General features: G+C 65.8%; 23 protein-coding genes. 15 read left to right on the forward strand and 8 right to left on the reverse strand.

Annotation, left to right across the window (positions count from 1 at the left end; genetic code table 11):
- Window positions 1–4: 4 nt before the first annotated feature.
- Window positions 5–502, reverse strand: a complete 498-nt coding sequence (locus tag CXR02_RS13135) for a DinB family protein (RefSeq protein WP_104062415.1) — start codon at window positions 500–502, stop codon at window positions 5–7.
- Between the two features lie 112 nt (window positions 503–614).
- Here CXR02_RS13135 and CXR02_RS13140 point away from each other — a divergent pair, with 112 nt between their 5' ends.
- The gene (locus CXR02_RS13140) at window positions 615–938 is read left to right on the forward strand and encodes a hypothetical protein (RefSeq protein WP_104062533.1); all 324 of its coding nucleotides are present in this window, start codon (window positions 615–617) and stop codon (window positions 936–938) included.
- A gap of 65 nt (window positions 939–1,003) precedes the next feature.
- On the opposite strand, the gene CXR02_RS13145 is transcribed toward CXR02_RS13140, so the two are convergent.
- Window positions 1,004–1,321: a hypothetical protein gene (locus tag CXR02_RS13145; protein WP_104062416.1), complete on the reverse strand. Its 318-nt coding sequence runs from the start codon at window positions 1,319–1,321 to the stop codon at window positions 1,004–1,006.
- A 75-nt stretch (window positions 1,322–1,396) separates the two neighbouring features.
- Here CXR02_RS13145 and CXR02_RS13150 point away from each other — a divergent pair, with 75 nt between their 5' ends.
- Window positions 1,397–1,708, forward strand: a complete 312-nt coding sequence (locus CXR02_RS13150) for a helix-turn-helix transcriptional regulator (protein WP_104062417.1) — start codon at window positions 1,397–1,399, stop codon at window positions 1,706–1,708.
- A complete protein-coding gene (locus CXR02_RS13155) occupies window positions 1,705–2,673 on the forward strand; it encodes a TIGR03086 family metal-binding protein (protein ID WP_104062418.1) in 969 nt (322 codons plus the stop codon). Before CXR02_RS13150 ends, CXR02_RS13155 begins: the two co-directional genes overlap by 4 nt.
- Window positions 2,674–2,930: 257 nt before the next feature.
- Here the strand turns inward: CXR02_RS13155 and CXR02_RS13165 are convergent, their stop codons facing one another.
- The gene (locus CXR02_RS13165) at window positions 2,931–4,088 is read right to left on the reverse strand and encodes a glutamate--cysteine ligase (protein ID WP_104062420.1); all 1,158 of its coding nucleotides are present in this window, start codon (window positions 4,086–4,088) and stop codon (window positions 2,931–2,933) included.
- 315 nt (window positions 4,089–4,403) lie between these two features.
- Here CXR02_RS13165 and CXR02_RS13170 point away from each other — a divergent pair, with 315 nt between their 5' ends.
- From CXR02_RS13170 to CXR02_RS13225, 12 genes are all read left to right on the forward strand, one after another.
- Entirely contained in the window at window positions 4,404–4,784 is a 381-nt protein-coding gene (locus tag CXR02_RS13170; protein ID WP_104062421.1) for a VOC family protein, read from the forward strand.
- A gap of 115 nt (window positions 4,785–4,899) precedes the next feature.
- A complete protein-coding gene (locus CXR02_RS13175) occupies window positions 4,900–5,244 on the forward strand; it encodes an iron chaperone (protein WP_104062534.1) in 345 nt (114 codons plus the stop codon).
- A 54-nt stretch (window positions 5,245–5,298) separates the two neighbouring features.
- Window positions 5,299–6,180, forward strand: coding sequence for an alpha/beta fold hydrolase (locus CXR02_RS13180; protein ID WP_104062422.1), 882 nt, complete (start codon window positions 5,299–5,301; stop codon window positions 6,178–6,180).
- A gap of 13 nt (window positions 6,181–6,193) precedes the next feature.
- The gene (locus CXR02_RS13185) at window positions 6,194–6,700 is read left to right on the forward strand and encodes a GNAT family N-acetyltransferase (protein ID WP_104062423.1); all 507 of its coding nucleotides are present in this window, start codon (window positions 6,194–6,196) and stop codon (window positions 6,698–6,700) included.
- Entirely contained in the window at window positions 6,697–7,413 is a 717-nt protein-coding gene (locus tag CXR02_RS13190) for a hypothetical protein (protein ID WP_146072542.1), read from the forward strand. The genes CXR02_RS13185 and CXR02_RS13190 overlap by 4 nt, the downstream gene beginning before the upstream one ends.
- A 127-nt stretch (window positions 7,414–7,540) precedes the next feature.
- The gene (locus CXR02_RS13195) at window positions 7,541–8,728 is read left to right on the forward strand and encodes a serine hydrolase (protein ID WP_104062425.1); all 1,188 of its coding nucleotides are present in this window, start codon (window positions 7,541–7,543) and stop codon (window positions 8,726–8,728) included.
- 86 nt (window positions 8,729–8,814) lie between these two features.
- Window positions 8,815–9,150: a cupin domain-containing protein gene (locus CXR02_RS13200; RefSeq protein WP_056346835.1), complete on the forward strand. Its 336-nt coding sequence runs from the start codon at window positions 8,815–8,817 to the stop codon at window positions 9,148–9,150.
- A gap of 46 nt (window positions 9,151–9,196) precedes the next feature.
- Window positions 9,197–10,144 (forward strand): 2-hydroxyacid dehydrogenase, encoded by a 948-nt coding sequence (locus CXR02_RS13205; protein ID WP_104062426.1) that lies wholly within the window; start codon window positions 9,197–9,199, stop codon window positions 10,142–10,144.
- Window positions 10,145–10,465: 321 nt separating this feature from the next.
- Window positions 10,466–11,305, forward strand: a complete 840-nt coding sequence (locus CXR02_RS13210) for an ABC transporter substrate-binding protein (RefSeq protein WP_258060953.1) — start codon at window positions 10,466–10,468, stop codon at window positions 11,303–11,305.
- A 6-nt stretch (window positions 11,306–11,311) separates the two neighbouring features.
- A complete protein-coding gene (locus CXR02_RS13215; RefSeq protein WP_104062427.1) occupies window positions 11,312–12,295 on the forward strand; it encodes an amino acid ABC transporter permease in 984 nt (327 codons plus the stop codon).
- On the forward strand, window positions 12,292–13,059 hold the full coding sequence (locus CXR02_RS13220) for an amino acid ABC transporter ATP-binding protein (protein WP_104062428.1): 768 nt from the start codon (window positions 12,292–12,294) through the stop codon (window positions 13,057–13,059). Before CXR02_RS13215 ends, CXR02_RS13220 begins: the two co-directional genes overlap by 4 nt.
- Window positions 13,060–13,203: 144 nt before the next feature.
- Window positions 13,204–13,428, forward strand: coding sequence for a hypothetical protein (locus tag CXR02_RS13225; protein WP_104062429.1), 225 nt, complete (start codon window positions 13,204–13,206; stop codon window positions 13,426–13,428).
- Window positions 13,429–13,860: 432 nt separating this feature from the next.
- Here the strand turns inward: CXR02_RS13225 and atzF are convergent, their stop codons facing one another.
- The 5 genes from atzF to CXR02_RS13250 all read right to left on the reverse strand — a co-directional run bounded on the left by atzF (window position 13,861) and on the right by CXR02_RS13250 (window position 22,618).
- A complete protein-coding gene (gene atzF, locus CXR02_RS13230) occupies window positions 13,861–15,726 on the reverse strand; it encodes an allophanate hydrolase (RefSeq protein WP_104062430.1) in 1,866 nt (621 codons plus the stop codon).
- Complete coding sequence (uca, locus tag CXR02_RS13235) at window positions 15,723–19,466, reverse strand: urea carboxylase (protein ID WP_104062431.1); 3,744 nt, start codon at window positions 19,464–19,466, stop codon at window positions 15,723–15,725. Before uca ends, atzF begins: the two co-directional genes overlap by 4 nt.
- On the reverse strand, window positions 19,463–20,146 hold the full coding sequence (locus CXR02_RS13240; RefSeq protein ID WP_104062432.1) for an urea amidolyase associated protein UAAP2: 684 nt from the start codon (window positions 20,144–20,146) through the stop codon (window positions 19,463–19,465). Before CXR02_RS13240 ends, uca begins: the two co-directional genes overlap by 4 nt.
- Window positions 20,143–21,018, reverse strand: a complete 876-nt coding sequence (locus tag CXR02_RS13245; RefSeq protein ID WP_104062433.1) for an urea amidolyase associated protein UAAP1 — start codon at window positions 21,016–21,018, stop codon at window positions 20,143–20,145. Before CXR02_RS13245 ends, CXR02_RS13240 begins: the two co-directional genes overlap by 4 nt.
- A gap of 82 nt (window positions 21,019–21,100) precedes the next feature.
- Window positions 21,101–22,618, reverse strand: a complete 1,518-nt coding sequence (locus CXR02_RS13250; RefSeq protein ID WP_104062434.1) for an amino acid permease — start codon at window positions 22,616–22,618, stop codon at window positions 21,101–21,103.
- Window positions 22,619–22,836: the final 218 nt, after the last annotated feature.

Raw genomic sequence — 22,836 nt, forward strand, 5'->3', positions numbered from 1 at the left:
GGCGTCAGCCGTTGAGGATCTGCTCGCGCAGAATATCGGCGTGCCCGCAATGCTGGGCGAACTCCCGCAGCACGTGCAGGTACACCCAGTGCAGCGGGAGCGGGCCGCGGCGGTTGCCGCGCAGCACGTCGTCGAGACTTAACAACGACGTCGCCTCGCGCGATGCCTCGCAAGCCTCCCGGTGCGCCCGACGGACGCTGGCGATGGAGTCCTGGTCCTTGAGGATGAACGACTCGTCAGGTGTTGCCGGGATGCCGATCTCGGTGCGCGGCCGGCACGTGATGGCCTCGTCGAACCAGACCTTCTCCACAAAGGCCGCGTGCTTTACCAGGCCCAGAAGAGTGGTGCGGGATGCCACCAGCGGCCGGCGCGCCTGCTCTTCGGTGAGGCCGTCCAGGCAGGCGTTGAGCATGTTCCGGTGGTCATCGATGAAGGCCTCGAACTGGGCGCGCACGGGCTGGCGGATGGCGTTCTCGGTGAACGCGGCTGAAGGAGCAGACATCCCCGAAGTATTGCAGGCAGGGGTCGCGGGGCAATGCGCGGCTCGCTGGGGAAGGCCCGACGTCGGCCGCTCACCCATGGTGATCGCCGCGCCGCGCGCCTATGGTGAAGTCATGTCTGATTCCTTTTCGTCCTTCGTGGACACCTTCAAAAACATTGGCGTCACCAAGGCCTATGGCCCGGCCGTCCAGGTGGGCGGGGAAGAAATCATCCCGGTTGCACTGGTGTCCTTCGGGTTCGGCGGAGGCGGCGAAGCCGGTGACGGTGCCTCCGGCGGGGGTGGCGGCGGAATGGTGCTGCCGCTGGGTGTGTACCGGACCGTCGGCGGCCGCGCGGCGTTTCGCCCCAACACCGTGGTCACCCTGATGTGCCTGGTCCCGGTAATCCTGGCCGCCGGCGCCGCTGGGGCCCGGGCTATCCGCGCCGCGCGGTCCTAGCCGTACTGCCCGGTCAGAAGCCCGCCCCGCAGCCTGCCCAGAAGCCCGCCTGGCCGGAGGGGCGACTAGCCGGAGACTCGGCGGTCGCGCGCCTGGCGTGCCAGCCGGATGAATCCATAGACAAAGACGGCCTCGATCAGCACCATCAGCCCGAGCAGCAGCAACTGCCCCTGCGCGATGAAGACCACCGCGCCGGTGAGGACCAGCATGGTTCCCAGCGCCAGTGCGTAGACGGCGAAGCCGAGGGCCACTTTGGCGCTGCGCACACCCGTCCGTAAGCCAAAGCCCACCGGTTCGCCGCCGGGATAGCCGGCCACACGGTCCGGGACTGCCGGCTTGAGCCTGTCGAATTCCGCCCAGGGATCCGGGTCCTGATTGCTCATGCTTCCATTATCCCGCGGTTCCCGCCCCGCCCGCCCTGTTGTTGCTCTGTCACGTACGGCTGCTAAACCGCGGTTTTGGCGACCATAAGTGGTAGAGCAAACCAACTGCTGGCCCGGGGCGAGCAGTCCGTCTCCGTCAGTGAACTGGCGGCCAACTTTGCTGTCAGCCGGTCGGCGATCTCCCAGCACCTGCTGTTGCTGGCCGACGTCGGACTTGTACGTGCCAGGAAGGACGGACGCAACCGGTACTACAGTCCCGACTCCGGAGGAATGAGGAGTCTCAGGGAATCCCTGGACATTTTCTGGACCGACGAACTGGATTCACTGGTGGCCGATGCCACCGCCCTGCAGCACCCACATCACAAGGAGAACCCTGATGACCATTGACATCCGTCTTCATTCCGGTCGACGCGGACACTGCCTTCGCCCTGATCGCCCGGCCCGAACGGCTGCGGCGCTGGCAGGCCGTCGCCGCGCGTGTGGACCTCCGGGTGGGTGGAGACTACCGCTGGACCATCACGCCGGGGCACTCCGCGGCGGGCACATTCACGGAAATCGAACCCGGCAAGCGCGTCGTCTTCACCTGGGACTGGGAAGCTTCCACGGCCCCTGCCGCCGATGCCTCCACCGTCACCATCACCCTGGACAGCGTCGACGGCGGGACTAACGTCCGCCTTGTCCACGAGGGCCTCGGCCCGGAGGCTGAGGCCGGCCACACCGAGGGGTGGAACCACTACTTCGAGCGCCTGGTCACGCTGGCCACAACGGACGACGCCGGCGCGGACGATTGGGCGGCGGCTCCGGATCCGCTCACGGAACTCGTCAGCGCCGAGGCCACTCTCGCGATCGTCCAGCGTGTCCTGCGGACTCTGACACATGGTGACGCGGACAAGCCGACGCCGTGCGAGGACTTCACCGTGAGGGAGCTTGTGGAACACCTGGTGGGATCCATTACGGGAATCGCGAAGTCCTTGGGCGTCGCCGTCGTCGATCAGCCGGAGGCTGCACCGGAGGTCCGCATCGCGGACGCCGCCCAGCCCACGCTGGAAGCGTTCCAGGCCCGCGGCCTGGAGGGGACCGTCGACATGGGCTTCGCGGAACTGCCGGCCTCCATGGTGGCCAACATCCTGAACCTGGAATTCCTGGTCCACGCCTGTGACTTCGCAACGGCCACCGGCCAGGACCTGGACGTTTCGCCGGTGCTGTCCGACTACGTCCTGGGCCTGGCATACAACACCATCAGCCCGCAGATGCGCGGAAAGAGCTTCGCCGACGAAACCCTGGTCGAAGAATCCGCGGCAAGCATGGACCGGCTGGTGGCATTCACGGGCCGCCAGGTCCTGGCCAACTGATCGCCGGGGGAGAGCCGTGGCGCACGCAGAAAACGAAACCACCATCAGCCGCTCGCCGGAGGACGTCCACGCCTACCTGGCCGACGGCCTGAACAACAAGGCATGGCGGTCGGGGATTCAGGCCATTGCCCTGAAAACCGGTGCGGCCGGAGCTCTGGGCGCCGTCTACAGCCAGACGCCTCGAAGCCGCGTAGGCGGGCCGGAGCGCGTTGCCGCGAGGCCCCAGGCGCGCGGGGTTGCTCTATCAGGTTTGGTGGCTAAACCACCGGGTTGGGGACCAGAAGTGATAGGTCAGCCTGGGTGATCGGCTCGTAGATAGCCGGTTCCTGGTGGGTAACCACGACGGCGTCGCTCACCACGTCTGCCAGCCGGCCGTGGCGGGCGTAGGCCTGCCGCTGCAGCCTGGCGCCGGTTCCGTTGGCGAAGATCCGGTGCAGGGATTCCTCGACGTAGGCTGCATCGCCCGCTTCGACCAAGGCGTCGCGGACATGGTTGTGGAGCGCGGCGATGACAGTGCGCGCGGATTCCGGCTTATGGGTCAGCGGGTGCAGCAGTTCGCCCTGGATTCCCCACCGGCTGGCCAGCCAGGCCCCCTGGCGCAGGATGATGGCCGGAACCATGTCCGGATCCTGGCCGGATTTCCATTCCCGGGCAGCTGTCTCCACCAGGCCCCGCACCAGGGCGGCGATCAGGACGGTGTCGCGGGGATCGAGGCAAACATCGGATACCCGGATCTCCACGGTGGGGTGGCGGGCGGAGAGGCGGGCGTCAAAATCAGGGTTGTTGACTACGCCCGTGGCAGCCAGGTCCGCCACGCGCTGGTGGTAGTCCTGCGCCGAGCCGAAGATTTCCGTCGGCCCGGCCGAGGACCAGCGATTCCAGGCCTGGGTGCGGAAGCTCGCGTAGCCGCTGTCAGCGCCGTCCCAGAACGGGGAATTGGAGCTCAACGCCATCAGCGGCGGCAGCCAGGACCTGATGCGGTCCAGGATTGCGACGCCTTCCTCATCGGAATCGACGGAGACATGGATATGGCATCCGCAGGTCAGCTGCTCACGGGCCACCACGGCGAACTTTTCCAGCAGCGCGTCATAGCGGGGGTTGCTGGTGGAATGGGGTGTCACTGCCAGCGGGGACGTGGCAAGCGCGGCGATCCTGGCGCCGACTTTTCGGGCGAGTGAGTCCGCGTAGGCACGGCCTGACAGGATCTCGGCGGAGAGTCCGCTCAGGGTGCTGTGCGGGTGGGTGATCACTTCGAGCTGTTCCTGGTGAAGCTCGACGGCGAGCATCGGGTGCGTGGAAAGGTCCGCCGGTTCGCCCGGGTCCTGGAGGCGCAGCAGGTCTGCTGCCAGAGGCAGGGGACTGCCGTTGGAGGGATCAACGATCAGGAATTCTTCTTCAACACCAAAAGTACGCACTAGCTAAGTGTGCGCCACCAAAAGCAGCCCCAGATCCACAGCTGTCCCCGGCAACCGTGGAGGCTTCCGGGAGGGCCGCCCGAAGCGGTTGAAATCCCCTATATCCGCGGATGCCCTTTCAGTTCCATAATGGCCACATAGGCTTCGGGGACCCTCGCGCCGATGACGGCTGGCGCGGCGCAGGAGAGTCCCAGGTGGCCGCTCCGGCACATGGCGCAACGGGCGGCCACGCGGCACCGGACAACGGAGTTCCGGGTCCGCCACCGGGGGAGAGCATCGCCACCAACGCGAAAGCAAGGCACAAAGGAAATCATCATGCTCAAGGATCGAACCATCATGGCTGTTCTCGCTGCGAAGGACATCAACAGGGCGAAGGATTTCTACCGGGACAAGCTGGGCCTGGAACCGTCCGAGTCCATGGAGGACGACAGCCTGTTTTACACCGGCGGCAACGGAACGGGTTTCCTGATTTACCAGACGGAGAATGCCGGGACGGCCAAGAACACCCAGATGGGCTGGGAAACGGACAACCTCGAAGCTGAAATGGAGGAACTGCGGGGCCGCGGCGTCGTCTTTGAAGACTACGACTTCCCCGGCCTGAAGACGGAGAACGGCGTTGCTGATAACGACTGGGGGAAGTCCGCCTGGTTCCTTGACAGCGAAGGGAACATTCTCAACATCTCCCAGCGCAAGTAGCCAGCCGCAGGGCTCATTGGCGCACGAACGGGCCGCGCTTGCCGCAAGGGCAGGTGCGGCCCGCGCGCGCCACGCTCAGGAATAGCGCGCCACGCCCAGGAATAGAATGGGCGCCATGGGCACCGTTGACGATTCCTTGGCCGATTTTCCTGAGCCGGACCGCGGCTGCCTGCAACATGTGATCGACATTGCAAGGGCCGTCGTTTCGGCGGCCGAGCAGGGGATGAGCTACGGGATGCCCGCCCTGAAACTTGAGGGAAAGCCACTCATGGGCGTCGTCCGGGCAGCCAAGCACCTCTCCGTCTTCCCGTTTTCCCCGGCGGTGATTGACGCCGTCGCCGGCCGGCTTGGAGGGTACTCCCTGTCCAAAGGGACCATCCGGTTCACGGCGGCGCATCCCCTCCCCGACGACGTGCTGGAGGACATCGTCCGGCTGCGCCGTGCCGAGATCCTCAAGTAGGGCCGGCGTCGAACGGGGATACCGTCTGTGAATACCGCGGAGGAAGAGGAATCCATGGGCACAAAAACAGACGCAGAAACAGTTGAGGCAGTTCTCCATGACGGCTCAACCATCCCCGTCACGGTTCAGGGAGACGGACCCGGCGTCCTCCTGCCGGTCAGCCTGGCCCTGCACACGACGGCCGAAGCGGAGACGCTGCGCCAGTGGGGCGGGGACCCGGACCTGGGACCAAACCTCATCAACGGACTGGCACCAACCAACCGGGTCATAGCCGCGGACTACGAAGCGCACCGCATGGCCCACCCGGCGCCGCAGACGCTCAGCCCGGGGAACATCGCGAAGGATCTGCTGGCAATTGCCGATGCCGCCGGCGCTGACCGTTTTGCCTATTACGGCTACTCCTGGCTGGCGCTGTGCGGCCTGCAACTGGCACTCCGCACCGACCGTCTGCGGGCGCTCGCCATGGGCGGGTTCCCGCCGCTCGAGGGTCCGTACCGAAGCATGCTGGCGGTCGCCCGCGCCGCGCATGCCATGTCCGTGCAGAAGGCCGGCGAACCGGCAGGCCCGGTCCCGGTCCCGGAACCCGAACCGGGCGACTGGGATTCGGTGTCGGTCCAGACCACCGAGGCGCAGACGCAGCAGTTCGTCACTCTTTACGAAGCGCTGCAGGATTTTGACGATTCCGCCGCCATACTCCCGGCCGACCTGCCCAAACTCGCGTTCGCCGGCGCCGAGGACCAGATCGACTACAAACCGGTCTGGGGCGGTGTGCGCGTGTCCATCGGGGAGCCCCTGGCGAGGCATCAAGCGGCCCTGACCAAGGCCGGGTGGGACGTCCGTGTCTTGCCGGGCCTGGATCATCTGGGTGCGATGCACAGCTCGGTGGCGCTGCCCATCCTGGCCGGCTGGCTGCAGAAGACCGGCTGGGTGAAGTAGCTAGGCTGGGGGCATGGACTTTCTCATCAGGCAGGCCACTCCCGAGGACGCTGAAGCCGTGGTGCATATGCACACCCTGTCCCATGAGGAAACCTATGGTGACCGGCTGTCAGCGGAGTTCTTCCGCGCCCGGAGGGCCAGCATTCCCGAACGGGTGGAACGCCGTCGACCATTACTGGCCGGCAGCGATCCGCGGATCATTGCCGTGGACGCCAACCATGAAGCGGTGGGACTCGCCGACGCGGGTCCCGCGCGGGATGAGGACGGCCCGGAGGCGCTGGAACTGTATTCGCTGTACACACTCCGGCGGACGCACGGCAGCGGGCTGGGGGCCGCGTTGCTGAGCGCGGCCATCGGTGAGAGCCCGGCGTATCTCTGGGTGCTGGAGAACAATCCCCGTGCGCAGGCGTTCTACGTCAAACACGGCTTTCGCCCTGACGGCACGCGCGGCCAGCTGCCACTTGAGTGGGAAGAACTGCCCGAAATCCGGATGGTCCGTCCGGGGCGGGCCCGGTCATGACTATGCGGACAGCATCCTTGCCGGATAAGGGGCCGCCACCGCGCTGGGCCAGGATCGCCGTCGTCGTTTATCTGGCGGTGACGGTTGCCGCTGTCGGGGCTTCGCTCGTCACCGGTTCCTTCGAAACGGGTCTGGATGCCGTGTTCCGGGAGTGGCTGGTGCGGTCCTTGGTGGTCCTGACGCTGCCCGTTTCGGCAGCGTATTTCGCCGTGGGATTCCTCCTTGATTCCTCGGGTCCGCCATCGCCGGGTGTGTTAAGCCCGACGGCGGTTCTCTTCTATCTGGGTTTCCTCGCCCTTGCGGTGGTCAACGCAGCGCTCTTCCGGTGGATGGTTCTAAACACCCGGAAGCCGGTGCCGGCCGCCGCCACGTCCGCCGCTGTGCCTCAGGTTCCGGTGGTGACATTTCACGGGGTCACTCGGTATGTCCGGCATCTTCGGTGGACGGTACCTCTGGCAGTTTTGCTGAGCCTTCCGCAGTGGCTCGTGGCCGGTCTTGCCTGGTGCGGGATCAGCGGTTGCAGCGGAGGAGGCTTCGGCGTGTCCACCGGGACCGAATGGCTTGCGGTCACAATGAGCGCGGTGAACGGGCTGATTCTCGCGGTGGCTGTTTTTGCAGTGCGCTGGCTGTATCCCACAGGGAAGCGGGCCCTGATAGCCTTGGCGGCCGGAACGCTGTTCGGGCTTGTGGGCGCTGCAGTCACGCACGGCTGAGGACTGCGTTCACGGGGGCGCGGGATTGCCTTGACGCTCCGCGAGGGGTTGAGGAACATGGGCGGTATCGGCGCAGCCTGCCCGTCCGAGGTCCCGGCGCCTCCCGACCCACAAGGGACGTGCTGACATGTCGGAGCCCGCCAAACCCGGTTCAGTGAAACTCCTGCCGCCGCTCCGGCGCTTGCTGGTCCTGGCCGCCATCCTCGCTGTGATGCTGACCGGCTGCACCGGATCTCAAACGGCGCCGGTGCAGACCACCCAGGCCGCCGCGAAGTACAGGACCGGTCTGGAGGATTTCAGCAGGCGGATGCTGGACCTCGGAGCTCCGGCCGTCCTGATCGAGGCGCGGATCAACGGCGAAGTCTGGTCACACGCCGGTGGGGTCCGCAGCCTGGGCAGCGCTGCACCGGCTGAAGCCTCGGATTCCACGCACATCGGCAGCGTCACGAAATCCATGGTGGCAGTTTCGGTGCTCAAGCTCGTGGAGGCAGGCCTCGTACAACTGGACGATCCGGTGGCGAACCACCTCCCCGAATTCGACAGTCTGGTGAATCCCCGGGGCGCCGTCACGGTGGCACATCTCCTGCGGCACGAAAGTGGAATCCCCAGCTACGAAGAGGAACTTTTCAGCTCCCGGCCCATCCGCCAGGCGTTGACGCAGAAGTTGTCGCTGGGTGAGAGCCTGGCCTTGTCAAGAGCAATGCCATGGGTGCGGACGCCCGGCAGCGGCGCGGACTACTCAAACTCGAACTACCTCGTGCTCGGCCTCCTGCTGGAGCGCCTTCGCGGCCGGCCAGTGGCCGAGATCCTGCGAAACGACGTGTTTGAACCACTGGGAATGAAGGACACGCATTTGACAGGCACCGGCACGCATCCGTCCACCATGATCCACGGCCAACTTGAAGTTGACGGCGAGCGACTGGACTCGGCCTATTTGGGTGCAATCGTCGGCAACCCCGCGGGCGGCGTAGTCTCGACTGTCGGCGACCTGAACACGTTCTACGCCTCGCTCATGGAGGGGCGGCTCCTGAAGCCGGCCACCCTCCAGCAGATGCAGCTGGCTCCTTTCGGCTTCTTCGGAATGGGCCTGCTGCGATGGAAGGACCTCTGCGGTGGCTTCTACTACGGGCACGACGGCGACTGGGCCGGGTACCGGACCATGGTGGTTACCAGCGCGGACGCCAAGCGGCAGGTGGCAATTGCCATTACGTACCCGCCGGAATCGTGGGACCCCGCGGCATACAATCCCGACAATCCAGTGGGACCGGACGCGCTGTACAGGGCCGCGCGGACGGCACTCGATCTCAACTGCTAGTGCGGTGGCCGCAGGCATAAGCCGTGGGCTAAAACGGCGGCTGAACGGCCCTCGGCAACGCAGGCAATCGTAGGTACGGTTGCGTCATGCAAAAGATATCGATTGAGGCGTTGGCCCGTCAGCAGATCGCTGCCGCTGTTGCGGCGCCCAGCGGGCGGGCCGCCGATACAGCGTTCGGCGGGCATGAGAAAAAACTGCGCCAGACCGTCATGGCCTTCCGTGCCGGCACGCAGCTCAGCGAGCACCAGAACCCCGGCGAGGCAACGGTCTACGTGCTGAAGGGATCGGTCTGGTTGAGGGCTGGCGGGGAGTCGTGGCAGGGCAAGGCAGGGGATCTCCTGATCGTGCCGGACGGGCTGCACAGCCTGGAAGCGGAAGAAGACTCGGCGGTGCTGTTCACCGTGGTCAAGACCGACCGCTGAGCGCCGGGCTGGTTAACTGGCAGGTGAGTCGAGAGAAGGAGCACCCATGTCCGGTTTGCCCGCATCACCGAAACTACGGGTAAGTCTGCCCAGCCAGAACCTGGTGGACGCACTCGCGCCGTCCGCCGGCGTCGAACTCTTCCTGTGGGACCTGACCGGCCCGGCGCCGGCCGACCACTTCGACATTGTGGTGCCGCCCTACATGGGCGGGGTAGGGGCGCTGGCTGCGCTGGACTCCGTGGGCGTCGGCCTGGTGCAGAGCCAGCTGATCGGGTACGACGGCGTCGAGGCGGTTCTGCCCGCGGGGTGCCTGTTCGCCAACGCGGCCGGAGTGCACGAGACGTCGACGGCGGAACTTGCGTTGGGCATGATCATCGCCAGCCAGCGGGGGATCCCGGACTTTGTGCGGAATTCGGCGACCGGGACCTGGGACCACCGCGAGCGCCCCAGCCTGGCCGACAGGCGCGTTTTGCTGGTGGGATATGGGGGAGTGGGGAAGGCGATTGAGGCCCGGCTGCTGCCGTTCGAGACCGAGGTGACGCGGCTGGCCAGCCGCGGCCGCGACGATGAGCGCGGCAGGATCCATGGGATTGATTCCCTGTACGAGCAGCTGCCGCTGCACGACATTGTGGTGGTCAGCGTTCCGCTGAGCGAGCAGACCCGGCACCTGGTTGACGCCCGGTTCCTGGCGGCGATGCCGGACGGCGCACTGCTGGTGAATGTGGCCCGCGGGCCGGTGGCTGACACCGAGGCCCTGCTGCGCGAGACGTCGTCCGGCAGGCTCCGGGCCGCCCTGGACGTGACGGACCCGGAACCGCTGCCGCGCGATCATCCGCTGTGGACCGTACCCGGTGTCCTCATCACACCGCACGTGGGCGGGGCCAGCTCGGCCATGCTGCCGCGGGTGGCGCGGCTGATCCGGAAGCAGATCGGGTTGCTGCAGGCCGGGCAGGAACCGGTGAACGTGGTGCTGGGTGGGACTGCCGCGCGGTAGCTGAGGCCGGGGCATTCCGGGGGCGAGCCGTGTCTTTGGCCTTTTCTCCAACGAATTGCGCCTAGCATGACGCTGGTAGGCGCATCCACTATCTCCGAGTTGAAGGCCAGAGGCCCGGAAGCTATCCGTGACTTACGGAATGCGGTCCGATTGACGGGTGCCATGCCGCCCACTGAATTCCTCACTGATTATGCAATCCCGAGGAATCGCACAATTTTCGCGGTGCCGGACCTTCATCTTCAACCACTTAAGGATCCAATGCGCAACCGCTATCTAATCCCTGCCCTGACCGCTGCAACAGCACTTATGCTTTCTGGTTGCGTGGACAACAGCGCCCCGGCGGCGGCGGATAAAGCGTCTTCCTCCGCGGACACCGCAGTCCAGAAGAATGAGGAACTTGCGGCTTTGCTGCCGGAGAAAATGAAATCCGCGGGCGTCCTGAATGTGGGCATGGCCAACAATTACCCGCCCAACGAATTCAAGGATGGCAACGGCGCTCCGGCCGGCTGGTCGGTGGACCTCACCAATGCGTTGGGCGCCTCGCTCGGGCTGAAGGTCAATTTTGATATCGGCACGTTCGACAACATTCTCCCGTCCGTCAAGGCGGGAAAGGACGACATGGGCATGTCGTCGTTCACCGACACGCTGGAACGCGAAAAGCAGGTGGATTTTGTGAACTACTACTCGGCGGGCATCCAGTGGGCGGCGCCGAAGGGTAAGACCGTGGACCCGGACAACGCCTGCGGCCTCAAGGTTGCCGTCCAGGCCACCACTTATGAGGACACCCACGAGGTGCCGGCCAAGTCCAAGGCGTGCACGGATGCGGGCAAACCCGCCATTGAGATCTTCAAGTACGACGCTCAGGACCAGGCAACGAATGCCCTGGTGGTGGGCCAAGTGGACGCCATGAGTGCGGACTCGCCGGTGACCCTCTACGCAATCTCGCAGACGAAGGAGAAGCTCCAGACCGCGGGGGATGCCTTTGAAGTGGCGCCCTACGGGATTCCGGTGGACAAGGGGAGCGCGTTCACCCCGGTGCTGCAGAAGGCGCTACAGGCCCTGATCGACGACGGCACCTACAACCGGATCCTGTCCAAATGGGGCGTGGAAAGCGGCGGCGTGAAGACGGCGGCGCTCAACGTGGCGTCGTCGGCCAAGTAACCAGCCGTGACTCTTCCCAAACACGCCGCCGTGGCGCGGCCAAACCCCGCAACCGGCGGAACCGACGCGCAGGGGGACGCCATCGTGGCGGTTCCCCTGCGCCACCCCTGGCGGATCTCGATCGCCGTGGTGCTGGTGTTCCTGCTGGCGCTGTTCATCGTGGATGCTTCGCAGCGGCCGGACTACGGCTGGGCGGAGGTGGGCAAGTACCTCTTCGACCGCCGGATCAGCCAGGCGGCCTGGGTGACCCTGACGCTCACCGTCTACGCCATGATCGGCGCCATCGTCCTGGGGCTGCTCCTGGCCATCATGCGGCTCTCGCCGAATCCGGTGGTCAAGAGCATCGCCTGGCTGTACCTGTGGATCTTCCGCGGGACCCCGGTCTACGTCCAGCTGGTGTTCTGGGGCATCGTGGCGCTCATCTACCCCGTGTTCACCATCGGGATCCCGTTCATGACGCCGTGGATCACCATTCCCAACGACGTGTTCACCAACCTCTACATCACCGCCGTGATCGGACTGGCGCTGAATGAGGCCGCCTACATGTCCGAGATTGTCCGCGCGGGACTGCTGTCCGTGGATGAAGGCCAGGAGGAGGCGTCGACGGCGCTCGCCATGTCGTGGGGCCAGACCATGCGTTATGTGGTGGTTCCGCAGGCCATGAAGATCATCATTCCGCCCACCGGCAATGAGGTGATCTCGATGCTCAAAACCACCTCGCTCGTGGCGGCCATTCCCCTCAGCATCGACCTCTACGGGGTGTCCCGCGGCATCTCCGCGGTGACCTTCACCCCGGTTCCGCTGCTCATCGTGGCATCGATCTGGTACCTCCTGTTCACGTCTGTCCTGATGGTGGGGCAGCACTTCATCGAGAAGCGGTTCTCCCGCGGTACGGGGCGGCGGCAGGCGGGGCCGGCGTCGGAAACTGATCCTGCGGTGGCGGCAGTGACTGCTGCGCCGCTGGGCAATGATTTGGGAGGCAAGGGATGAGCGCTACTCCGATGGTGACCGCGGACCGGATCTCCAAGAGCTTCGGTTCCAACAACGTGCTGCGCAGCATCAGCCTGGAAGTCCAGGCCGGCGAGGTGTTGTGCATCGTGGGGCCCAGCGGCTCCGGCAAGTCCACGTTCCTGCGCTGTATCAACCACCTGGAAAGGATCGACGCCGGCCGCCTCTTCGTGGAGGGGCAGCTGGTGGGTTACCGGCAAAAGGGCGACAAACTTCATGAGCTTAAGCCCAAGGAAGCAGCGCTGCAGCGCCGCGACATCGGCATGGTGTTCCAGCGGTTTAACCTCTTTCCGCACATGACGGCGCTGGAAAACATCATCCAGGCACCGATGCGGGTCAAACGCATTCCGAAGGCCAAAGCCACCCTGCGCGCCAGGGAGCTGATGGAGCGCGTGGGGCTGGCGGACAAAGCGGACCACTACCCGGCGCATCTGTCCGGCGGGCAGCAGCAGCGCGTGGCCATCGCCCGGGCGCTGGCCATGGATCCCAAGCTGATGCTCTTCGACGAACCGACGAGTGCCCTGGACCCGGAGCTGGTGGGTGAGGTCCTGGACGTGATGAAGGAACTGGCCACGAGCGGCATGACCATGATCGTGGTGACCCACGAGATGGGCTTTGCCCGCGAGGTGGCGGACTCCATCGCCTTTATGGACGGCGGCGTGGTGGTCGAATCGGGCCCACCCCGCGAGCTGCTGGGCAACCCCCGGCAGGACCGGACCAAGGCGTTCCTCTCAAAGGTGCTGTAGGGGCGAAGACTGAGAGCCTGGAATGCTGTTCGCGTGACGATCAGCTTTGAATGGCGCGAAGACCAACGCTGGTCTAATCCGGCGGGGCTAACAGCGCCGGCCGGTGAGCCAGAGCTGGGTCCAATTGGCACGAAGGATTGTCGCGTGAAATACGCACGGAAGGCGGGCCTGTCCTGGGCAGGGATCGCCACCGCTCTCGGGGTCACGCGCCAAGCGGCATGGGAGCGGTGGCATGAAATCGACGAGACCCTGCCCAAGAGCGACGCGTGGGGCCCCTTCTCACTGAACGACACGGTGCCCGAGAGCTTTCGCGGTCCCGGGCAAAGCACCATCGCTGGCACCTCTGATCCCACATTTTCGCAGGGCTAATTTTCGCAGCGCTAAATGTCAGGCTTGGCCTGTTTGCGCGCGTTGGAGCTCGCGGTAGACAGTGGCGCGCGAGACGTCGAAGCGTCCTGTCGTTTAGGTCTGGGAAAATCTCCACATCGGAAATCAGACGGAGTTGGACGAACCGACGGCCGGAGACCGAATCACTCCGCCCTCTAATTGGGCATTGTCCGGTATCGCGTATGCGGCGTCACCGGGGAGCAGCCACCAATATTGGCGCTCCGCATCGCCCGTCGCGTTCGTTGGACGATTCACCGGACGGCTAAGGGAAGATCTGAAACAAATTTTAGGCCACCAACTGGTTGTCTTCTTCTGATCGTTCATTCCGCTCCTGTCAGGGCTGGGGAATCTGAATATGGGTTTGTCTGTGAGCTGGCCTCAAAGGTTCCTGTAATCCAAGGATTGCGGCCACTGCTAGCCGCGTGTGGTGTTTGACTGGCGACCCCGGGTGAACCCGGTCAGGAGCGAGTCCCGGAGGCTACCGCGGGCGTCTTGCCCTGGGACCTGCAATCCGGTCGCATCGGCCGCCATTGCAGCGATCCAGTCGCCGTAGCTTGTAATGTCCCGGCCTGTGGCGGCCGCCACCGCGTCGCAGGCGAAGCCGACAGCGCGAGTACCGTCTGCCAGACGAACGGAACCAAGGAGCATTGGCTCGGGCAGTGCGGCCAGGAACCGTCCCAGCGCCGCTTCCGGCAGCAGCCAGCGCTCTGCCACGAGCTCCGCCCCGTTCTCTGACCGGTACACCCCGGGTTTCGGTGGCTGGGTGTCCAGGGCAACCATGCGGTAGCAGGCGGCCGTGCGCACATCCCCGTCCCAGGCGGCACCTAAGGTTTCGAGTTCGTGGGACAGGGGCTGCCCTCGTCGATGTGCCCCAACCACGATGAGCGGCTCAGCGGAGGCGCCCGCCCGCACCGGCCATGGTTTCCGGGGGCCGGTCGGGGGCGCCTGGACGGCTCCGGCCGCGAACAGGGCCGGTGGGGCAGGCGTTGTTTCGATTCTGCAGGCGATGTCAGCGGCAACCGCATCCTCGAACGTTCGCCCGATAACGGTGAGCCCGAACTGGAAGCCGTCCAATTCCCCGGCCGGTATGGCGACAGCGCACAGGTCGAAGAGATTGCAGAAGTTGGTGTACGTCCCCATCTTCGAGTTCACTCCGACAGGGTCGCGGGCGACGGCCGAGAGGCTCGGGTGGAAAGGTGCTGTGGGGACGATCAGTGCGTCGAAGCCCCGCAAATGCGCCATTGCCTGGCTCTTGAGGTCGCTGAGCCTTCCGGTGTCCGAAACGTACCGGTGGGCAGGTACCTCGCCAGCCCGGAGGATAATTCCGGCCACGGTGGGATCCAACCCGTCAGAATTGCCGGAGTCCGCGGTAGCGGAGGCAACAAATGCTCCGACGGCGGCATAGCGCTCAGCCACCAGACCGCCGTCATACAGCAGACGCGCGGCCTCAAGGAAGTCGTCGAACTCGATGGGCTCCGCGTCAACTCCCGAAGCCTGAAGCCTGGCAATCTGGCGGCCGAATTCATCAGCCCAATCTTGCGGAAGTTCCGGCAAGGCCGATGGATAGGCAACTCGTGGCCGGGCCGGTGCGGCAAGCCTGGCGTCCGACGGCCAGGTTCGTGCGTTCCCTGCCATGATTCCCATGGCCAGTTCGGCTGTCGCCAGGTCCCGGGCGAACACGGTGACGGCGTCCCACGAGCGGCACGCCGGAACTACTCCGGCGGTGGAAACCACGTTGAGTGTGGCCTTGATGCCCACAATCCCCTGGAGCCCGGCGGGTACCCGGCCCGAGCCGGCAGTGTCCGTGCCGATCGCAACATCGGCGAGCCCCAGGGCCACTGCGACGGCGGAGCCTGAACTGGAACCACCGGAAATAAGGTCGGGTCGGCGGGAATCGCGGACGGCTCCGTGCGGGCTTCGCGTCCCTACCAGACCGGTGGCGAACTGGTCCAGATTGGTGGCGCCGAGAACCACGGCCCCGGCCGCCCGCAGCCGGGCTACGGCCTCGGCGTCCTGCTCCGGCATGTAGGCGAACCCGGGACATGCCGCCGTGGTGCTGATCCCCGCCACGTCAACGTTGTTCTTCACGGCAAGGAGCATTCCGGCCAGGGGGAGGTCCGCGCCGGCGGCCACTGCAGTGTCGATCCGGCCTGCCTCGGCCAGGAGTTGATCCGCCGGGCGCAGGGCAATCCAGATTTCCGGCCTGTCGACGGCGTCGATGGCGGCCAGTGCTGCTCTCACACGCTCGGTGGCGCATCGGCTTGCGGGTACGGTGCTCATGCTGCAGCCTCTTCCAGTTCGTCGCTGTCCACATCGGAGTGCCCGGTTGCGTTCTGGTCCGCCGGCGGTGCAATGACCACGAGGGCCTCGCCTTGCACTACCTGGGAACCTGCCACAGGCAGGACCTGCTGGACCACGCCGTCGCACGGGGCAACCAGCACCGTTTCCATTTTCATGGCCTCCAGCGAAACCAGCGGCTGGTCTTTGGCGACCCGGTCACCGGGAGCCACGTCCACCTTCCACACGCTCGCGGCGAAAGGCGCGGCAACCAGCGTTCCTCCCTCGGGAACCACCAGCCCTTCGGCGATCGGAACAACGGCGGCTGCTGCGTCGGCGCGGTCAAACTCACCGGCGTCGGCCCACGCTTGGCGTTCGACGGCGAACGCTGCCGCCTGCTTCGCGCGGAACACCTCGATCGAGTCGCTGTTCCGGGCAAGGAAGTCCTCATGGTCCGCCAAGGAGAAGATGCCCTCCTCGATCTCCACTCCGCGGCCCCGGCCCGCAGCCATGTCGGCCCGCAGGTCCAACAGTTCTTCGGGGCTGACCGGGTACCAGGAGATGCGGTCAAAGAACCGCAGCAGCCAGGGCGAACCGGCCTCGAACGGCGCGGAATCGGCGTAACGGGACCACACTTGGGTGGTACGGCCCACGAACTGGTATCCACCAGGGCCTTCCATCCCGTAAATGCACATGTACGCACCGCCGATTCCCACGGCATTTTCCGGTGTCCAGGTCCGAGCGGGGTTGTACTTGGTGGTCACCAGACGGTGGCGGGGGTCCAGCGGTGTAGCTACCGGGGCGCCAAGGTAGACATCGCCAAGGCCGAGGACCAGGTATTCGGCGTTGAAGACCGTGTCAAAGACCTCGTTCACAGAGTCCAGGCCGTTGATGCGCCTGATGAATTCGATATTCCACGGGCACCAGGGAGCGTCATCCCGGACACCGGCCATGTAGCGCTGGATGGCTTCGCGCGTGGCCGGGTCATCCCAGGACAGCGGAAGACGGACGGTGCGGCTGGGCACCACCAGCTCTGAACTTGCCGGCAGTGCAGCCTCGACTTCCTGCACCAGGCCCAACAGCTTCGGGGTCGGAAGCACCGAAGGGTCGACCTTGATCTGCAGGGAACGGATGCCGGGGGTGAGGTCAACGATCCCGGGCAAGCGGAGCCCTTCAATGTGCTGGTGCAGGGCATGCACACGGGCCCTCAGGCTGAGATCAAGGACCATGTCGCCATATTCGACCAGCAGGTTGTCGTCCCCCGAGCGGCGATACGTGACAGCAGGCCGGCCCGGGGCATGGGGCACCCGTCCCAGCACGCCGTCGTCGCCGTCTCCTCGACGGAGCCCGGGGGCTGACACCGCCCCGGATGCCCAGTCGTGATCGCCGGGCAGCACCAACTGCCGGGCGGGACCCAGATCCTTGGGCGACGGCGCCCGGCTGGCTTCCACTGGCACGAAGCGCACAGTATCACCGGGACGTAGCTGGCCCAGCTTCCAACGGTCGGCGCTCACCACGGTGACCGGACAGACGAAGCCGCCCAGGCTGGGACCGTCCGGACCCAGCAGAATGGGGGTGTCGCCGGTGAAATCCAGGGCTCCCACGGAATAGGCGGTGTCGTGGATGTTTGAGGGGTGCAGCCCGGCTTCGCCGCCGTCTTCCCGCGCCCATCGGGGCTTAGGGCCGATCAGGCGCACACCGGTCCGGGCAGAGTTGAAGTGCACCTCATAGCTGACCGAATACAGGTCCTCGATGTCCTCGCGCTGGAAGAACTCCGGCGCGCCATGCGGTCCTTCGACTACCGTCAATTCCCACTCGGACGTCAGCGCAGGCCGGCTGTCCAAGGGGACTCTGCCGGCCAGTCCCGACCCCCCAAGAGCAACTGCCGGGGCGTCGTCGGCGTCGACTGTCGCTGCCCTCAGGACATCTCCGGCGCGAAGTACACGCCCGCCGTGGCCGCCGAACTGGCCCAGGGTGAACGTTGAGGCGCTGCCGAGATACTGGGGCACGTCAAGCCCTCCCTGGAACAGGATGTATCCGCGGAGGCCAGATCCTTCGGCGGTGCCGATGTCGAGCGTGCCTCCAGCAGGCACCGTCACAGGTTCCCAAGCGGAAATCTCGGTACCGTCCACGGTAACCACCACGTCCGCGCCGGTGACGCACACGGTGGTGCTGTGGCTGAAGCGCAGGCTGGGGCCGGTCATAGTGAACTCAAGCCCGGGCGCGCCCTCCGCGTTGCCCAGCGCCTGGTTGCCGAGCCGGAAAGAGAGATCGTCCATAGGACCGCTGGGCGGGACACCGACCTGCCACAGGCCCACCCGTCCGGGCCAGTCCTGGACCGAAGTCTGCAGCCCGGGCCGTTCCACGGTGATCCGGGGTTCCGCATCACCCAGCTCATCCAGGGTTCCAGTGAAATGTTCCGCGCTCCGGACCGCGTCCAGTCCGGTTACTGCGCGGAGCATTCCGAGGTTGGTTTCGATGCCGTCGATCCGGGTGTTCTTCAGCGCATCACCGAGCCTGTCGAAGGCTTGGTGCCGGTCGGCGCCTGTGGTGATGATCTTGGCGAGGAGGGGGTCGTAGTTGGTGGATACCTCACTGCCGGTTTCCACCCATGCGTCCACGCGCACGCCGTCGGCTGCGGGGTAGACGGCGTTTGTCACGGTCCCTGAACTGGGCTGGAAGTTGCGGGCCGGATCTTCGGCATAAAGGCGGGCTTCCACGGCGTAGCCGGTCACGGGAATGCTGTCCGTCCGGCCGGCCAGCACCGAGTTTGCTTCGGTGCCGCCCTGGGCAAGGCGGAGCATCCACTCGACCAGGTCCACACCCGTAATGGCTTCGGTGACGGGATGCTCCACCTGAAGCCGGGCGTTGACTTCGAGGAACGAGGCCTGCTCTCGGACCGGGTCATAGACGAATTCCACGGTCCCGGCCGAGCGATAGTCCAGAGACGCACAAAGCGCCCTCGAACTGCGGTGCAGTTCGTCGCGGAGGGATTCGGGAAGGTCCGGGGCGGGTGCCTCTTCCACGACTTTCTGGTGCCGGCGCTGGAGCGAGCAGTCCCTGTCCCCGAGGCTCACAACCCTGCCTTCGCCGTCGCCGAAGATCTGCACTTCCACGTGCCGTGCCTGCTCGACGTACCTCTCGGCGAAGACGCCGGCCGTGCTGAAGCTTGCATCCGCCAGCCGCGCAACGCGGGGGTAGCCCTCGGTGAGCTCGTCCTCGGTGCGGCAGACGGTCATCCCGATTCCGCCGCCGCCGCCGGTGGCTTTGAGCATCAGCGGGAAGCCGATCTCCCGGGCTGCCAGTACGGCCTCGTCCACGCCGGCGAGGAGGCCGGAGCCGGCGATCATCGGGACGCCGGCAGCGCGGGCGGCAACCCGTGCCGTGTGCTTGGTGCCGAAGATTCTGAGCTGCTCCGGGGTGGGACCGACGAAGACCAGCCCGGCTGCCTCGACTGCCTCGGCGAAGCCTGCATCCTCGGAGAGGAAGCCGTAGCCGGGGTGGATGGCTCCGGCCCCGGTTGCCGCAGCGGCCGACAGCAGCGCCTCGACGCGCAGGTACGATTCCTTGGCCGGTGCCGGGCCCAAGAGTACGGCCTCATCGGCGAGCCGGACGTGGCGGGCGCCGCGGTCCGCTTCGGAGTACACGGCCACCGTGCGCAGACCGATCTTCCGCGCGGATTCGATGATGCGGCACGCGATTTCCCCGCGGTTGGCAATGAGCAGGGTGTCGAAGCGGTTCACAGGGCAGCCTCCGGCCGGGTGACTATCATACGGACGGGGGTGGGGTTGAAGCCGTTGCACGGGTTGTTGATCTGCGGGCAGTTAGAGACCAGAACCAGAGTGTCGATGTCCGCCCGAAGGGCCACGCGTTTGCCCGGGGCGGAGAGGCCGTCCACGATGCCGAGGGCACCGTCCGGGTCAACCGGAACATTCATGAACCAGTTAATGTTCGAGACGAGGTCGCGCTTGTCCAGCCCCCAGCGGGAACCTTCGATCAGGAAGTTCTCGACGCAGGCGTGCTGCTCGCGGGTGTGCTGGCCGTAACGGAGGGTGTTGGATTCCTGGGAGCAGGCGCCGCCGATGGTGTCGTGGACGCCGACTTCGTCAGCCATAACTGTCATCAGCGGGGCGCCGGTTTCGGAGCGAAGCACGGAGCCGGTGGTGAGCACGATGGAGCGCTGCGCGGCGATGGTGACGGCGGCTGAATACCTCACCGACGTGTCCTCGGCGGCGTACAGCAGGCAGTCCACTGCCTGGTTGCCTTCCAGGTCCACAATGGTCAGGACGTCGCCGGCGGCAATGACGGCGGACCAGGGCCCCCGCGCTTCCACGTATTCGTCCAGGACGACGGAGCCGGCCACGAGCGCTGTCTGGCTACCGGTTGCGTTGACGGGGGCCCGTGTTTCGGTGGCGGTGTTCATCGTGCGTTCCTTGCCGTGAGGTCGTGGTTGGTGTTGTTCAGGGCCTGGCGGTGTTCGGGCGTGAGCGGCCCAACAAGATGGCCCGCGGCGAGCAGGTCCAGGTCTTCGGGGGCGTGCCAAGCGAGGACGTCCACGGCGGTTCCGGTAAAAGCGGGCCTCGGGTCAAGTGGATGGGCCGTGTTAGCCAGGACGAGTACCGCGTCCATCTGCAGCAGGATGTCGACGGCCGCCCCGGGACCGGCACCTCCTGTGAACCGGATGCCGCCGTCCGGATCCACCCGGATCCCCTTGAACAGCGACATTGACGGCGCCACGTCGCGTACGCCCAGCCCCTGCTTCAGCGCACCAAGGGTGAGCAGTTCGCGCCCGGCCGGCGAGCTGCTGTGGGCGGTTCCGGCTCCGTAGCGGGTGGTGTTTCCGACGAGGGTGGTGGCACCTGTCAGGGCATCGTGGCTGGCGGAGGTGTCAGCCACGATGGTGGCCATCAGCCGGCCTGCATCGGAGAGCAGAGGGTGTCCTGCGGTGGGGTAGGCCTGCCACGGAACCTTGACGGTGTCTGCGACGTTAAGCCGCTCGTGCAGGGCCCCGGTCCGGTAGAGCAGGACATGGACGCACGCATCGCCCTCGGTGTCTGTGAGCCGGATCCGGGACCCCCGGGCCAGCGTCAGTGCGGTGTAGCGACCAAAGGCCACGGACTCTGCCCAGCTCAGATGCTCCTTGGCACTATCCGGCAGGTCGGCGGTGAGCCGCTCCGGGGCGGAAGTGGCCGGGATGTGCCGCATGGTGTCCGCGGCGCTTCCATGCTGCTCCCGCGCGTGGGCGCGGGCTCCGGCGGTGGTGGCGGTGGCTGGTGCTTCAGTGGTCAATGTCATGTCAATCCTGGGGGTGTTGGCGTGGCAGGGGGAGGTGTAACAATCCGATGTTGCAAGCGCGCGTTGCAGTCCTGCTGTGTGGTCAGGCTTCCGAGCGTGCGGCCGACCGGGCACTGGAGCGTCGGACCCACACACCGAGGAGCAGCACGACGCCCACCATCAGCGGAGCCGAGTAGAGGAGGATGCCGTTTTCTCCGGAGGGGTCGTAGACCTCAGGTCGTGGCCAGGCGAGGTTGACCACCATCACTGCCCCGTACAGCACGGCGAGAATATTGATGGGCAGACCCCACCGCCCCAGCGAAAACAACCCCTCCGGCATGGTCTCGCCGACCCGGTCCCAGTCGCCGCGGAGGCGGTTGAGGAGCTGCGGCACGGTGACCAGGAGGTAGGCCAGATAGACCATCACGATGCAAACGCTGCTGAGCGTGGTGAACAGCGCCGCATTGCCTACATTGATCGCCAGAACGCCGACAGCCAGTGCGCCGATGGCAATGGAGGGCCACATCGGCGTGCCGCGCATAGGATGGACGGCCGAAAGGAGTGCCGAGCCGGGAAGCTTGCCGTCTCGGGCCATGGAGAACACCAGCCGCGAGCCGGCCGTCTGAATGGCCAACGTGCAGACGAAGATAGCCACGGCCACGTCGACCAGGAGTACCTTGCCCCAGAAGGTCCCGAGGACGGCAGTTAACACATAGGGAAGGCCTTCGGTGGCGAGCCGGCCGTCATCGAGGCTGGGAGCTGCCATCAGCGCGGTGATGATCATCAGCGCCCCGCCGATGCCGGAGATGATCAATGCCGAGAGGATGGTGCGGGGCGCGGTCCGGCGAGGGTCCTTTGTCTCTTCGGAGAGTTCCCCGGCCGAGTTGAAGCCCACCATGACATAAGCGGCCATCAGGCCCGAAACCATGAACGCGCCTACGGCGCCAAGATCGGAGCCCTGCATGACGACGGTGTCCAGCACGACGTCCGGTCCGCGCTGGGCGGCCGTGATGAGGGCGAGGACCACCGCTATGACGCCGACGATCTCGCACGTCACGCCGACGGAGTTCACGCGGGCCATCAGCCTGACTCCCATGGAGTTGATCACCGTGGTGACCACCAGCAGAATGGCGCCCAGGACCACGGCGTTCGCGGCACCCGAGACAGTGTTCAGTGCGGCGTCGCCACCAACCAGCTGAAAGCCGCCCCAGAGCTGGGGAAGGACCACCTGCAGGGCAATGGCCGCAGCGGCAGCAGTGACAACCTGAGCCAGCGCCATGAACCAGCCGGCAAACCAGCCAACCGTTTCGCCGCCCACACGCCGCGCCCACTGATACACGGCGCCGGAGAGCGGGTAGCGGGCGGCAAGCTCTGCAAAATTCAGGGCCACAAGAAGCTGGCCGAGCAGGACCACGGGCCAGGTCCAGAAAAAGGCCGGTCCAGCAAAGGAGTAGCCGAACGCGAAGAGCTGGAAGATGGTGGTCAGGATGGACACGAAGGAGAAGCCTGCCGCGAATGAAGCATAGCGGCCGAGCTTGCGGTGCAGGGACGGCTCATAGCCAAGAGACGTAAGGTCTGCATCATCGGCCTGCGCGGACCTGGGAAGAACAGTGGATGTCATCGGGATCTCCGGGGCTGGAACGGCGTTTGGACAAAGCCTTCCGGCACAAGCAGCGCTGTGGTGCCGGCGCTGCGGAATACCGGTCAATTGATAGTTTTACAGGCCGAGATCCCGAACTCGTTTCCCCGTTGTAAAGAGTTGATTGACGGTTCATTTCCACTGCATTTCGGGCTCCTCACCGCCACCGAGGCGGCAGCAGATGGTGCGCCCGGAGTGCA

This window comes from Arthrobacter sp. 4R501, assembly GCF_002929755.1.
Lineage (GTDB): Bacteria > Actinomycetota > Actinomycetes > Actinomycetales > Micrococcaceae > Arthrobacter.